This window comes from Streptococcus sp. HMSC072D03 (assembly GCF_001812855.1).
GTDB lineage: Bacteria > Bacillota > Bacilli > Lactobacillales > Streptococcaceae > Streptococcus > Streptococcus salivarius_D.
The window spans coordinates 1-14,382 of the sequence record NZ_KV810688.1; the positions used below are offsets into that span (position 1 = coordinate 1).

Annotated in this window: 14 protein-coding genes; 11 read left to right on the forward strand and 3 right to left on the reverse strand. The window is 40.2% G+C overall.

Translation table 11 applies throughout. The annotated features are described in order from the left end of the window. Positions 1-861 precede the first annotated feature (861 nt). The gene (argS, locus tag HMPREF2877_RS07740) at positions 862-2,553 is read right to left on the reverse strand and encodes an arginine--tRNA ligase (RefSeq protein ID WP_045768433.1); all 1,692 of its coding nucleotides are present in this window, start codon (positions 2,551-2,553) and stop codon (positions 862-864) included. 154 nt (positions 2,554-2,707) lie between these two features. Between argS and argR the strand changes: the two genes are divergently transcribed. Genes argR through mutS form a run of 3 tightly spaced genes read left to right on the forward strand, consistent with a single transcriptional unit; the run spans position 2,708 to position 6,046 of the window. Next, positions 2,708-3,136 carry an arginine repressor gene (gene argR / locus HMPREF2877_RS07745; protein WP_170314548.1) on the forward strand — a complete coding sequence of 143 codons (429 nt, stop codon included), beginning with the start codon at positions 2,708-2,710 and terminating at the stop codon, positions 3,134-3,136. Then, positions 3,136-3,495 carry a YlbF family regulator gene (locus tag HMPREF2877_RS07750; protein WP_045768434.1) on the forward strand — a complete coding sequence of 120 codons (360 nt, stop codon included), beginning with the start codon at positions 3,136-3,138 and terminating at the stop codon, positions 3,493-3,495. The genes argR and HMPREF2877_RS07750 overlap by 1 nt, the downstream gene beginning before the upstream one ends. A 19-nt stretch (positions 3,496-3,514) precedes the next feature. Then, complete coding sequence (mutS, locus tag HMPREF2877_RS07755) at positions 3,515-6,046, forward strand: DNA mismatch repair protein MutS (protein WP_373419248.1); 2,532 nt, start codon at positions 3,515-3,517, stop codon at positions 6,044-6,046. A gap of 32 nt (positions 6,047-6,078) precedes the next feature. Here mutS and HMPREF2877_RS07760 read toward each other — a convergent pair whose 3' ends face one another. Continuing rightward, positions 6,079-6,534, reverse strand: a complete 456-nt coding sequence (locus tag HMPREF2877_RS07760) for a DUF3021 domain-containing protein (RefSeq protein WP_070579486.1) — start codon at positions 6,532-6,534, stop codon at positions 6,079-6,081. After that, the gene (locus HMPREF2877_RS07765) at positions 6,531-6,968 is read right to left on the reverse strand and encodes a LytTR family DNA-binding domain-containing protein (RefSeq protein ID WP_045768437.1); all 438 of its coding nucleotides are present in this window, start codon (positions 6,966-6,968) and stop codon (positions 6,531-6,533) included. The genes HMPREF2877_RS07760 and HMPREF2877_RS07765 overlap by 4 nt, the downstream gene beginning before the upstream one ends. A 178-nt stretch (positions 6,969-7,146) precedes the next feature. Here HMPREF2877_RS07765 and HMPREF2877_RS07770 point away from each other — a divergent pair, with 178 nt between their 5' ends. The 8 genes from HMPREF2877_RS07770 to spx all read left to right on the forward strand — a co-directional run bounded on the left by HMPREF2877_RS07770 (position 7,147) and on the right by spx (position 14,215). After that, positions 7,147-7,452, forward strand: a complete 306-nt coding sequence (locus tag HMPREF2877_RS07770; protein ID WP_045002011.1) for a hypothetical protein — start codon at positions 7,147-7,149, stop codon at positions 7,450-7,452. A gap of 49 nt (positions 7,453-7,501) precedes the next feature. After that, positions 7,502-9,445, forward strand: a complete 1,944-nt coding sequence (gene mutL, locus HMPREF2877_RS07775; protein ID WP_014633720.1) for a DNA mismatch repair endonuclease MutL — start codon at positions 7,502-7,504, stop codon at positions 9,443-9,445. Between the two features lie 130 nt (positions 9,446-9,575). Continuing rightward, positions 9,576-9,797, forward strand: a complete 222-nt coding sequence (locus tag HMPREF2877_RS07780) for a hypothetical protein (RefSeq protein WP_070579489.1) — start codon at positions 9,576-9,578, stop codon at positions 9,795-9,797. A gap of 156 nt (positions 9,798-9,953) precedes the next feature. Next, positions 9,954-10,544 carry a Holliday junction branch migration protein RuvA gene (ruvA, locus tag HMPREF2877_RS07785; protein WP_070579492.1) on the forward strand — a complete coding sequence of 197 codons (591 nt, stop codon included), beginning with the start codon at positions 9,954-9,956 and terminating at the stop codon, positions 10,542-10,544. Positions 10,545-10,552: 8 nt separating this feature from the next. After that, on the forward strand, positions 10,553-11,107 hold the full coding sequence (locus HMPREF2877_RS07790) for a DNA-3-methyladenine glycosylase I (RefSeq protein WP_070579495.1): 555 nt from the start codon (positions 10,553-10,555) through the stop codon (positions 11,105-11,107). 96 nt (positions 11,108-11,203) lie between these two features. Continuing rightward, complete coding sequence (locus HMPREF2877_RS07795; protein WP_070579498.1) at positions 11,204-12,472, forward strand: competence/damage-inducible protein A; 1,269 nt, start codon at positions 11,204-11,206, stop codon at positions 12,470-12,472. A 35-nt stretch (positions 12,473-12,507) separates the two neighbouring features. After that, entirely contained in the window at positions 12,508-13,647 is a 1,140-nt protein-coding gene (gene recA, locus HMPREF2877_RS07800) for a recombinase RecA (RefSeq protein ID WP_070579501.1), read from the forward strand. A 169-nt stretch (positions 13,648-13,816) separates the two neighbouring features. Beyond that, a complete protein-coding gene (gene spx, locus HMPREF2877_RS07805; RefSeq protein ID WP_002886328.1) occupies positions 13,817-14,215 on the forward strand; it encodes a transcriptional regulator Spx in 399 nt (132 codons plus the stop codon). The last annotated feature ends 167 nt before the right edge of the window (positions 14,216-14,382 follow it).

Here is a 14,382-nt window from a genome sequence, read left to right on the forward strand (position 1 = left end):
TAGCAGGCTAAGCCTGCTTAGAGTTTTTGATGGTGACATTTATGTCACTAGTTTTGTTTCCTTTTCAGCCTTATAATAGGGTCATCGCAAGAAAGCTATCAGAAAGGAGACGTTAGTAATCTTAAAAGAACGACTTAACTATTTACCGGAACTTAGCCTCTTAATAGTAAGCATTGCTTATAATATCATCCGCATCATGAATGATCTTGGAAGTATCAAAGCCCCCTCTTGGTTTTTAGATATGGATATTCCTAGTGGTTCCTTACTATTACTTATTTTGCTTATTATTTTAAAAAGTGAAGCAAGAGAATAGAACTTTAAGATACTTTTAAGTTTATTAGTTTATATTGTAATCATCCTAATAAAACAACTAGCTTTGGTGAGCTAGTAGTAAACAAAACTTTTTCATAACTAATCTCCCCGAAGAAAGTCTAGAAATCTAGGCTTTTTCTTCTTTTTTGAGGTTTTATATAGGATATTTTAAGAAAATGCTTGAAAACCCTTCCAAAACAAGGTAATATAGTTATATAAAGATTCTATTGGACAAGCGGTCACCTTGGAGGATTAGGAAGAAGAGGTTGGGAAGCCTGTACAATCGTATCTTTTCAGCGGTCTTTGGACTGTTGTGAAAATCCCTTAGGGGATTTTTTTCTGCGATTTAAGGTTTCTTTAAGGAAGTCAGGTTATACTTTAAGTCTCCTAAATAACTTTTACTGAACGCAGTTCAGTAAGTCTCGTTGGCTTACACTTTTTGTAGAACAACGAACTTTTCTTTTTCATAATCTCCAAAAGAGCTCAACACGCTGTGTTGGGTTCTTTTTTTGGCAATTAAAAAACGCCCTTAGGCGTTTTAAATATAGCTTACATCTCGTCTGGAGCTTCAACACCGAGAAGGCGAAGGGCTTCTTTGAGAACTGTTGCTGTTGCGTAGCAAAGAGCCAAACGGCTGTCACGTTCTGGGCTTTCGTCCAAGATACGTGTGTGTGCATAGTATTTGTTAAAGGCTTGGGCCAAGCTGATAGCAAATTTAGCAACGATAGATGGTTCAAAGTTGTCTGATGCACGGTTGATGATACGTGGGAAGTCTTGGATGAGTTTGATGATTTCCCAGCTTTCAACGTCGTTTAGGCTGTATGTAGCATCTGCAGATGGCGTGAAGTTAGCCTTGCGCAAGATAGATTGGATACGAGCGTGTGCATATTGAACGTAAGGTCCAGTTTCTCCCTCGAAGGATACCATAGCATCAAGGTCGAAGTCGTAACCATTCATACGGTCTGTTTTAAGGTCATAGAACTTGATAGCTCCGACACCGACAGCATGGGCAACAGCTTCCTTGTTAGGCAAGTTTGGATTCTTAGCTTCGATTTGAGCTTGGGCACGGTTAACAGCTTCAGCAATTGTTGGCTCAAGCAAGATAACGTTACCTTTACGAGTTGACAATTTCTTACCGTTCTTAGTTACAAGACCAAAGGCAACGTGAGTCATGTCGTCAGACCAGTCGTAGCCCATTTCTTTAAGAACAGCTTTCAACTGTTTGAAGTGAGCAGATTGTTCATTACCAACCACATAGATGGCTTTGGCAAAGTCGTAAGTACGTTTACGGTAGAGGGCAGCAGCCAAGTCACGTGTGATGTAGAGTGTCGCACCATCTGATTTTTTGATGAGGGCTGGGTGTTCGATACCGTATTTTTCAAGGTTAACTACTTGGGCACCTTGAGATTCTTGGAGAAGTCCTTTTTCTGTCAAGATATCAACGACTTCATCCATCTTATCATTGTAGAAGGCTTCACCATTGTAGCTATCAAAAGAAACACCGAGTTCATCGTAAAGACGGTTGAATTCCACCAAGCTTTCGTCACGGAACCATTGCCAGAGGGCAGTTGCTTCCTCGTCACCAGCTTCCAATTTACGGAACCATTCACGAGCTTCTTCGTCTATAGATGGGTCTTCTTCAGCTTCGGCATTGATGCGCACATAAAGTTGAAGGAGTTCATTGATAGGGTTGGCTTTGACAGCTTCCTCGCTACCCCATTTCTTATAGGCAACAATCAGCATACCAAACTGTTTACCCCAGTCACCCAAGTGGTTGATGCGGACTGGTTTGTAGCCTTGTTTAGCTACGATGTTGGCAAGAGCATCAGCGATAACTGTTGAACGCAAGTGACCGATAGAGAAAGGTTTAGCAATGTTAGGACTAGACATATCAAAGGCAATATTACGTCCGTGACCGATGTTTTGGTCAGCGTAGTGGCTACCTTGAGCGATGACTTGTCCAAGAACGTCCGCTGAGATTTTTGATTTATCAAGGAAGAAGTTGATGTAAGGACCAACAGCTTCAACTTTTTCAAAGTTTGAGGCATCGATTTTTTCAGCGATGTCTGCTGCAATCATTTGAGGAGCCTTGCGCAAGACTTTAGCCAATGAGAAGGCAGGAAAGGCGAGGTCTCCCATAACAGCATTTTTAGGGGTTTCAAGCAGATTTTGAATGTTTTCTTGTTCCAATTCAGGAACAACTTTGGCAATTTCTGCTGCAATGAGTTCTTTAGTATTCATAGGTACTCCATTTCAAATCTTGTCATTCATACCTATTTTACCATTATTTTAGTTAATAGGGTAGGGACAAGAAAGCATCAATTAGGAAGTATTTCATGAAAAAATACAAAAATTCTGTTATAATATGCAAAGAATATACATAAAAAGAGGAAAGATAATGAAGAGAGATCGTCAAGCTGTTATCAAACAGATGATTTCAAGAGATAAGATTGGGACACAAGAGGAAATTAAGCAACGCCTAGAGGCGGAAGGTATCACGGTTACTCAGGCTACCTTGTCACGTGACTTGCGTGAGATTGGCCTCTTGAAGCTTCGTGATGAAGAAGGCAGACTATACTATAGTTTGTCTGAGCATGTGCTTCCAAGTTTGGATCCTACGGTTAAGGACTATGTTAAATCAGTTTCCCGTGCTCAGTTTATGCTGGTCCTCCACACAGAGTTGGGTGAAGCTGATGTTTTGGCCAACTTAATTGACAGTGATGGCAATCCTGAAATTTTAGGAACTGTTGCTGGCGCAGATACTCTATTGGTAATCTGTAAGGATGCTGTGGTTGCTGAAAAACTGGAAAGCGAGTTTCACTGATGAACACTCCTCATCAGGATCTCCAAAAAGCCAAAGAAGAGTTAATTGACCTCCTCAAACACCATGAGGCGGTTCTTGCTTTTCAAGAGTCTGAGAAGGCCATTGGACAGGTCCCTCAAATCAGTCATCTGGCTGGACAGATGAAGGCTTATCAACAAGAAGCGGTGCTTTTTCAAAAAATCGAGAAACAACGTGCCTATGAGGAGGCAGGTGAGCAAGCAGATTTGATTCAGCATGAGTTGGAAAATTTGCCTATTGTTCAGGACTACCGCCAAAAAATGCAGGATGCCAGTGACTTGGTCCAATATGTGACCAAGTCTATCGAAGAAAGGATTAACGAGGAGTTAAGACATGGCTAAGGAAAAAATATCTCCAGGAATGCAGCAGTATTTGGATATCAAGGAAAATTATCCAGATGCTTTTTTGCTCTTCCGTATGGGCGATTTTTACGAATTATTTTACGAGGATGCCGTTAAGGCTGCCCAGATTTTGGAAATTAGCCTAACCAGTCGTAATAAGAACGCCGATAATCCCATTCCTATGGCTGGTGTTCCTTATCATTCAGCTCAAGCCTATATTGATGTCTTGGTTGAGATGGGTTACAAGGTAGCCATTGCTGAGCAGATGGAGAATCCTAAACAGGCTGTTGGTGTGGTTAAGCGTGAGGTGGTTCAGGTTATCACGCCAGGGACAGTGGTTGACAGTTCTAAACCTGATAATGCCAACAATTTCTTGGTAGCCATTGACAAGGCTGGAAGTCGTTTTGGTCTGGCCTATATGGATGTGTCAACGGGTGAATTTTTTGCGACAGAGTTGGACGATTTCAGTTCAGTTTGTAGTGAAATTCAGAACCTTAAGGCACGTGAAGTAGTAGTTGGTTATGATTTACCTGAAGCTGATGAACAAGTTTTGGTGAAGCAACTCAACCTTCTACTTTCCAAGGAAACAGAGGTTTACGATGATGTCCACTTGATTGACACTAGCTTGACAGACTTGGAAAGCAGTGTAGCGGGTAAACTTCTCCAGTATGTGCACCGTACTCAGATGCGCGAGCTTAGCCATTTACAAAAGGCTCAGCACTATGAGATTAAGGATTACTTGCAGATGTCCTATGCGACCAAGTCAAGTTTGGATTTGTTGGAAAATGCTAGAACAGGTAAGAAACACGGTTCTCTTTTCTGGCTCTTGGATGAAACCAAGACAGCTATGGGAATGCGTCTCTTACGAACTTGGATTGACCGTCCTTTAGTGAATCAGGCTGCCATCATGGAGCGTCAGAATATTATCCAAGTTTTCTTGGACAATTTCTTCGAGCGTAGTGATCTGACTGAGAGTCTTAAAGGGGTTTACGATATTGAGCGCCTGGCCAGTCGTGTTTCCTTTGGAAAGGCTAATCCTAAAGATTTGATTCAGCTAGGTCATACCCTAGCTCAGGTTCCAGTTATTAAGGCGATTTTGGAGTCTTTTGATGACGAGGCCTTGTCACGTCTTTTACAAGAGCTAGATGCTCTGCCAGAATTAGAGAGTCTGATTCGGTCGGCTATTGATCCCGATGCTCCTGCAACCATTACAGAAGGTGGCATTATCCGTGCTGGTTTTGATGAGACCTTGGACAAGTATCGCAAGGTGATGAGTGAGGGGACATCATGGATTGCGGATATCGAAGCCAAGGAACGTGAAGCGTCTGGTATTACAACACTAAAAATTGATTATAACCGTAAAGATGGTTATTACTTCCATGTGACCAACTCTAACCTTAGCTTGGTTCCTGACCATTTCTTCCGCAAGGCAACCCTGAAAAATTCAGAGCGTTTTGGAACTGCTGAGTTGGCTAAGATTGAAGGTGAAATGCTAGAGGCACGTGAAAAGTCATCAACGCTAGAGTATGATATTTTCATGCGTGTCCGTGAGCAGGTGGAACGCTATATTGATCGTTTGCAATCTTTGGCTAAGGCTATTGCGACAGTCGATGTGCTTCAGAGTTTGGCAGTTACAGCAGAAACTAATCATTATGTTCGTCCTGTGTTCAATGATGAGCATCGTATCGTTATTGATCAAGGCCGTCATGCGGTGGTTGAGAAGGTTATGGGCGTTCAGGAATACATTCCAAACACGATTACCTTTGACAGTCAGACCAATGTTCAGCTCATCACAGGACCAAATATGAGTGGTAAATCTACTTATATGCGTCAGTTGGCCTTGTCAGTCGTTATGGCTCAGATGGGGTCTTACGTACCAGCAGATAGTATTGATTTGCCAGTTTTTGACGCCATCTATACACGTATTGGTGCTGCAGATGACTTGATTTCAGGTCAGTCGACCTTCATGGTTGAGATGATGGAGGCTAATCAGGCCATTAAGCGGGCAACACCTAATTCCTTGATTATTTTTGATGAGTTGGGACGTGGGACAGCCACCTATGATGGTATGGCTTTGGCCCAGTCTATCATCGAGTTTATTCATGACAAGGTGGGGGCTAAAACCATGTTTGCTACCCACTATCATGAGTTGACAGCCCTGTCAAATACTTTGACACACCTTGTCAACGTTCATGTGGCGACACTTGAAAAGGACGGAGAGGTGACTTTCCTTCACAAGATTGTCGATGGCCCAGCCGATAAATCTTATGGTATTCATGTGGCTAAGATTGCAGGTTTACCAGCAGATTTACTGGAACGTGCTGACACCATCTTGACACAATTAGAGGGCGAGACAGTTACCATCCAACCTCAGGAAAAGGTATCGCCTCAAGAGAAGCCTGCCACTGAAACGCATATTAACGAGCAAATCTCACTCTTTGATGATTTTACTGAAAATCCGGTTCTTCAAGAGTTACGTGATTTGGATATTTACAATATGACACCGATGCAGGTCATGATGGCTGTAGCAGATTTAAAACAGAAACTATAAAAGAAGCTTGTCATTGACAGGCTTCTTGTCTTTTATAGGTGTTTCAATTCTTGGTTGAGTTGTTCAATATCCTTTTTCATTTTCCAATAAGAGAAGACCCAAACGAGGAGATAGATAAAGCTGAATTCAATGACTAGCTCCAAGTAGAAAGTTAAACGTAGAGGGAACCATCCGCTGAGGGTAGCTAGTGGAATGAAACCTAGACAGGTCAAGGCGTAGTGAGTGAGGGTTGCACGAAGCAAACTCCATTCAGCCTTATGGAAAATATAACTAGCGACTTCAAAGAGGATACCGATAGCAAACCAAGTGATGAGGCAGTAGGCCAATACCAAAGATCCGTGAACCTGATGTGACGTCATCCATTGTCCAATAGCTGAATGAGGATTAAGAGGCATGTAGCTTGGTGCCCAGATAAGAGACATAATCATGGATACGGCAAGTCCGATAAGGATGCCCTTTGTGCCTGATTTAAAAAGTTGCTTTTTCATTGTAATTTCTCCTTTATTGCTTTGAGGTAACGGCGTGATGAGTAGGTGGTTTCCTTGTTTTTAAGGTGAATTTCAACGAGGCCGTTAGGAGTAATGTTGAAGTGTTCAATTTCTTTGAGGTTGACAATCTCTGATTGTGAGATTTTGATAAAGTAAGATGGCAGTTTTTCTAAAACTTGATAGAGACGTAAGCCTAAGTGGTACTCTCCTTGAATAGTTTCAGCTAGAACTTGACGATTTTCGATGTAAATTCTGGAAATAGCATTAGACTCGATGAGATAGGTTTCGCCATCTTTTTTTCCTTTGAGTCGTTGGTTATCATCCAAAGATTCGACAAACTCGACCACTTGCTGAATCTTGGGCGTTCGACTAGGTGCTTGAATCTGCAACGTTTCTTCTTGAAATACCGAGTCAATCTGAACTTTTAGTTTCATAACTATCCTTTCTTATTTGTAATTGAGGAGGCCTCCTCCCTTTCACACCTTTATTAAACACTATTTACTAGCCCACAGCAACAGCGTTTGTCTATGTGGTCCTATGTGGTGTCTAAGTGGTTGAAAATATTTTCGAAAACCCCTATACTTAATGAAAACGTACTGACGAGGTAATCACATGAAATCTATAACGAAATGGCTAGCAGGAATTTTTCTTGCCTGCAGTCTAATTTTGAGCTTTTCTACACCTTTTGAAAAGGCACTAACACTGAACTTGCTTTTGCTTTATTTCTTTGTTAAGCAGTTTATGGATTCGACAAGCTCACCCAAAACCTACCAATGGATTTTCCAAGTCACCTACCTCTTGATTTTTTCTGGGCTCATTTGGTTCAATCTTCGTCATGGGGATATGATTGTTATAGCTACAGCCTTATCTTGGCTAACAGTTGTGTGTGAGTTATGGCTTTATAGGAAGCATCAGTAACAGTTAGAAACAATGTTCTATCAACCTTTTAGAAGGGAAAATAATAATTATGCCAAAAATCATCGAATTGCCTGAGGTGTTAGCCAACCAGATTGCTGCTGGTGAGGTCGTAGAGCGTCCAGCCAGTGTTGTTAAAGAGTTGGTGGAAAATGCTATTGATGCAGGTAGCACCCAGATTACCATTGAAGTTGAAGAATCAGGCCTCTCAAAAATTCAAATCACAGACAATGGCGAAGGAATGGCTCAAGCTGATGTGGCCATGAGTTTGCGCCGTCATGCAACAAGTAAAATCAAAAATCAAGGAGATCTCTTTCGTATTCGAACCCTTGGTTTTCGAGGTGAGGCCCTCCCCTCTATAGCTTCTATCAGTTACTTAACTATTGTGACAGCAGCGGATGGAGAAGCCTACGGGACTAAACTGGTTGCCAAAGGTGGAGAAATTGAGAGTCAGGATCCTATTTCAACACCGGTTGGAACAAAGATTACCGTTGAAAATCTATTTTATAACACCCCAGCTCGTCTCAAGTATATGAAGAGTTTACAGGCTGAGTTGGCTCATATTGTCGATGTTGTCAATCGTCTGAGTCTAGCTCATCCCGAGGTTGCCTTTACCTTACTTAATGATGGTCGTCAGTTGACACAGACATCAGGTACTGGAGACCTCCGTCAAGCTATTGCTGGTATTTATGGTTTGACAACGGCTAAAAAAATGGTGGAAATTTCAAATTCTGATCTTGATTTTGAAGTTTCTGGATATGTTAGTCTCCCTGAGTTAACCCGTGCGAATCGTAACTACATCACGATTCTCATTAACGGACGTTATATTAAAAACTTCCTGCTTAACCGTGCTATTTTTGATGGTTATGGTTCTAAACTCATGGTAGGACGCTTCCCTATTGCGGTTATTGATATTCAGATTGATCCTTATTTGGCTGATGTCAATGTTCACCCAACCAAGCAGGAAGTACGTATTTCTAAAGAAAAAGAGCTCATGGCCCTTATCAGCTCTGCCATTGCTCAAAGCCTCAGAGAGCAGGATTTGATTCCTGATGCCCTTGAAAATCTAGCCAAGTCTAGTACCAGAGGTGCAGCTAAGCCAGTTCAAACCAGTCTTCCACTCAAACAAACCAATCTTTACTATGATAGCAGTCGTAATGATTTCTTTGTCAAACCAGAGACAGTCCAAGAAGATATCAAACCTCTTGTATCAGAGTCAGAGTCTCCAGTTTCATCGGTAGAAAATAAACCGCAACCTTCTGTTAAACAGGCACAACGTTCAGTAGATGAAGGTGATAGCGAACACGAAAAACTTGATTATAAAAACAAGGCGAAAATGAAGCGCATGCTTGAAAATCTGGATAATGAGGAAACATCAACCTTCCCTGAATTAGAGTTTTTTGGTCAAATGCATGGAACCTATCTCTTTGCGCAAGGACAAGGTGGACTTTACATCATTGACCAACATGCTGCTCAAGAACGTGTCAAGTATGAGTACTATCGTGAAAAGATCGGTGAGGTTGACAGCAGTTTACAACAGCTCTTGGTTCCCTATCTCTTTGAATTTTCAGGTTCAGATTACATCAGTTTACAAGAAAAAATGCCCCTTCTGAACCAGGTTGGTATCTATTTAGAGCCTTATGGGAATAATACCTTCATTCTTCGTGAACATCCTATCTGGATGAAGGAAGAAGAGATTGAATCAGCAGTCTATGAAATGTGTGACATGCTTCTTTTGACGAATGAAGTGTCTGTTAAGACCTACCGTGCTGAGTTGGCCATCATGATGAGTTGTAAACGTTCAATCAAGGCTAATCATGCACTTGATGATTACTCTGCGCGTGACCTCCTAGTACAGCTTGCACAGTGTAAAAATCCCTACAATTGCCCTCACGGACGTCCAGTACTTGTCAACTTTACCAAGTCTGATATGGAAAAAATGTTCCGTCGTATTCAAGAAAATCATACAAGTCTACGTGACCTAGGGAAGTATTGAAACTTTTTTTGGTCTTGCTTTACGAATAGGAATGTTAGATTTATAATAGTGGTGAAGATGAGGAATCTTCTAATGTTTTAGCAGATCATTGTAGGATGATTGCCTGATTTTTAAGTTAGGAGGTATAGTGATGAGACACCTAACAAAAACTAACAAACACTTTTTACTTGTTGGCTTAACATTTTTAGCGACTAGCTTGATTTTCTATATTTTGGCCTGGTTAGGTCAACCAAGTTTGGAGAATACTCTAGTAGATGTTTCTAGCATTGCCTTTACTTTAGGCGTTGTAACATATATTCTATTAGGTCTAAAGATGATTACAGATACTTTAAAGACGAGTAGTCATCCTTAAAATAGAGCAAACAGAATCCACTTTCGAGTGGATTTTTTGTTACAATAGTACAGCAGTGCTTGAGATGACAAATAAACATTCAAGACAATTATCTTACAAGTATAAAATGATAAAGCAACCCATTGAAGAAACGAACGAGAAAGGAAATCACACGCCATGTATGATTACATCAAGGGAACTCTAGTGAAAATTACCGCCAAGTATATTGTTATAGAAGCAAACGGCTTAGGTTATATTGTCACCGTAGCGAATCCATATAGTTTTTCTGACCAAATGAATCAGACTATCCAAGTCTATCTTCATCAGGTTATTAGAGACGATGCCCATCTTCTTTTTGGTTTCTATACTGAAGATGAAAAAGAGGTCTTCCTTAAGCTTATTTCAGTTTCTGGAATAGGTCCGACGACTGCCCTAGCCATTGTTGCTGTAGATGACAATCAGGGCTTGGTGGCTGCCATTGATAATAGTGACATCAAGTACCTGATGAAGTTTCCAAAGATTGGTAAAAAGACAGCCCAACAAATGGTTCTGGATTTGGCAGGAAAATTTGCAGAGTTACCAACAGAAACGACCAAGACGACACCAAGTCAACCTGAAGGGAATCATCAATTGGATGAGGCTATGGAAGCCTTGCTTGCTCTTGGTTATAAAGCCGCAGAACTTAAGAAAATCAAGGCCTTCTTCGAAGGTACTAATGAAACGGCAGAGCAATACATTAAATCAGCTCTTAAGATGTTGATGAAATGAGGTAAGCAATGGTCAATCGTTGTCGTTGGGTTCCAACAAACAATAAATTATATTGTGATTATCATGACAAGGAGTGGGGAAAGCCTATTGGTGACGATCAAAAACTTTTTGAGCTACTATGCTTAGAAAGTTATCAGTCAGGGCTTTCTTGGTTAACCGTTTTAAATAAAAGACAGGTCTTTAATCGTGTTTTTCATGATTATGATATTGAGCGTGTTGCCCGGTTTAGTCTAAGTGAACTTGAAGATGCGCTTCAAAATCCAGACATCATTAGGCACAAACTTAAGCTAGAAGCAACCGTAAATAATGCCAAACAAGTACTAAAACTCCAAGATGAATTTGGCTCTCTGTCCCATTATTTTTGGCATTACTTTGACGGAAAGCCCTTGATAAATAATGTACCCACATATAAGGATGTCCCATCATCAACTGACTTATCCCAACAGATTGCCAAAAATCTAAAAAAGAGAGGGTTCAAATTTTTAGGACCGACTACTATATATTCATTTTTACAAGCCGCAGGATTTGTGAATGATCATGAAAACAACTGTGACTTCAAATAAATGAGTAGATTTGATTGACAAGACGAGAAAAACATGTTAGTTTATAAACGAACATGTTTTTGAGATTATTTTACGAATAGTAATACAGGTGAACCAATGAAAGCTGAATTGATTGCAGTAGGAACTGAAATCCTAACCGGGCAAATCACCAATACCAATGCCCAATTTTTATCTGAGAAACTAGCTGAACTAGGAATTGACGTGTATTTTCACACAGCAGTAGGAGATAATGAAAACCGCCTACTTTCAGTTCTTGATCAAGCCAGTCAGCGTAGTGATTTAGTCATACTTTGTGGTGGACTTGGCCCTACTGAGGACGACTTAACCAAGCAAACACTGGCTAAGTTCTTAGGAAAAGAACTCGTTTTTGATGAGGAAGCTAGTAAAAAACTGGATAGTTTCTTTGCTACTCGTCCTAAACACACACGAACGCCTAATAATGAACGTCAAGCACAAATTGTTGAGGGGGCTATTCCCTTGCAAAACCCGACAGGTCTTGCAGTTGGAGGGATTATTACTGCTCAAGGTGTGACCTATGTAGTCTTACCTGGTCCACCAAGTGAACTCAAACCTATGGTGAATCAAGAACTTATTCCAGCTCTTACAGAGAATCACTCAAGTCTTTATTCGAGAGTCCTAAGATTCTTCGGCGTTGGAGAAAGTCAATTAGTGACTGTTCTGAAGGATTTTATTGTTAACCAAACAGATCCAACCATAGCTCCATACGCTAAAGTGGGGGAAGTAACACTTCGCTTGTCAACAAAAGCTTCTTCGCAAGAAGAAGCAGATCAAAAACTAGATGTTTTAGAAAAACAAATTCGTTCGACTAAAACTCTAGATGGCAAATCCTTATCTGATTTTATTTATGGATATGGAGAGTCTAATAGTTTAGCCTTTGAAGCTTTTCGTTTGCTTAAGCACCAGGGCAAGACTATCACTGCAGCTGAAAGCCTAACAGCAGGTTTATTTCAGGCTAGTATTGCTGATTTTTCAGGAGCCTCACAAGTATTTAAAGGTGGATTTGTTACTTATAGCATTGAAGAAAAAGCTAAAATGTTGGATATTCCCTTGTCGCAACTAGAAGAACATGGTGTTGTCAGTCATTTTACTGCAGAAAAAATGGCTGAAGGTGCTCGAGCTAAAACAGATAGCGATTATGGAATTGCACTTACCGGTGTAGCTGGACCAGATTCATTAGAAGGACACCCAGCAGGTACGGTATTTATTGGTATTGCTGATAGGAATCAAGTAAGGTCAATCAAGGTTGTTATAGGTGGAAGAAGTCGTTCTGATGTTAGATATATTAGTACCCTCTATGCCTTTAACCTAGTTCGCCAAGCTTTATTACAAGAAGACATGATTTAAGTTTGTCTTTAACTATAGAAAGAAGAGGAAAATAAGTGGCTAAGAAAACAAAGAAAACAGAAGAAATTACAAAGAAATTTGGAGATGAGCGTCGTAAAGCACTTGACGATGCTTTGAAGAATATTGAAAAAGATTTTGGTAAGGGTGCGGTTATGCGTCTTGGTGAGCGTGCAGAGCAGAAAGTTCAAGTTATGAGTTCAGGCTCGCTGGCTTTGGATATTGCTCTTGGTGCAGGTGGTTATCCTAAAGGTCGTATTATCGAAGTTTACGGACCAGAATCATCAGGTAAGACAACTGTAGCCCTCCATGCTGTTGCTCAAACACAAAAAGAAGGTGGAATTGCTGCCTTTATCGATGCAGAGCATGCCCTTGACCCTGCTTATGCGGCAGCCCTAGGTGTTAATATCGATGAGCTTCTTTTGTCACAACCTGATTCAGGTGAACAAGGTCTCGAAATTGCTGGTAAGCTGATTGACTCTGGTGCAGTTGATTTGGTTGTTGTTGACTCAGTTGCAGCTTTGGTACCTCGAGCAGAAATTGATGGAGATATTGGTGACAGCCATGTTGGACTTCAAGCGCGTATGATGAGTCAAGCCATGCGTAAGCTTTCTGCTTCTATCAATAAAACAAAAACAATTGCTATCTTCATTAACCAATTGCGTGAAAAAGTTGGTATTATGTTTGGTAATCCAGAAACAACCCCTGGTGGACGTGCTCTAAAATTCTATGCATCAGTACGTCTTGATGTACGTGGAAATACGCAAATCAAAGGGACTGGTGATAAAAAAGACCAAAATGTTGGTAAGGAAACTAAAATTAAGGTTGTCAAAAATAAGGTTGCTCCACCATTTAAAGAAGCCTTTGTTGAAATTATGTATGGTGAAGGGATTTCCCAAACAGGTGAGCTTGTAAAAATCGCTAGTGACTTAGGCATTATTCAAAAAGCTGGAGCATGGTTTTCATATAATGGAGAGAAGATTGGTCAAGGGTCTGAAAATGCTAAAAAATATTTGGCAGATCATCCAGATATTTTTGAAGAAATTGATCATAAAGTACGTGTACACTATGGTTTAATTGAACCAGATGAAGAGGATATTGTTGAAGAAGCACAAGTTGAAGAAACATCTGATGAACTTGTTTTAGACCTCGATTCAACCATTGAAATTGAGGAATAAGTGTAAAAGAGCCGACGAGCTCTTTTTTTTTCTTTGTTTTAATCTAAATAAAAACGGTCAATGATAATTGAAAAAGTCTCCAAGATTCAAAATAGGTCGCTAGACCGATTTCTTAAATCAAGGACAGTGATAAGATAATAGTATCATGTGACAGAAAGAGAGAATTAACATGATTAAGATTTATACAATCTCAAGTTGTACAAGTTGTAAAAAAGCAAAGACATGGTTGAACAACCATCAACTTCCTTATAAAGAACAAAACCTTGGTAAAGAACCACTTACAAAAGAAGAAATCTTAAACATCCTGTCAAAAACAGAGAATGGTGTTGAGAGCATTGTTTCATCAAAAAATCGCTATGCTAAAGCTCTAAATTGTGATATCGACGAGCTTAGTGTCAGTGAGGTGATTGATTTGATTCAAGAAAACCCAAGAATCTTGAAGAGCCCAATCTTAATTGATGATAAGAGATTGCAAGTGGGTTATAAGGAAGATGATATCCGTGCTTTCTTACCACGCTCAATACGAAATGTCGAAAATTCACAAGCACGCATGCGCGCAGCTCTATAAAAACGTAAAAAAGGAGATACTTGAGATCTTCTTTTTACGTTTACTCTGGCATAGAAAATAAGTATTGACATTAGTTCCCAAACTTGATAGACTAATAAAGTCTTAAGGAAGTTGTCCAGTAACAAAAAGTTTGAAAAAACTTTAAAAAAGTTATTGACAAGACAAGC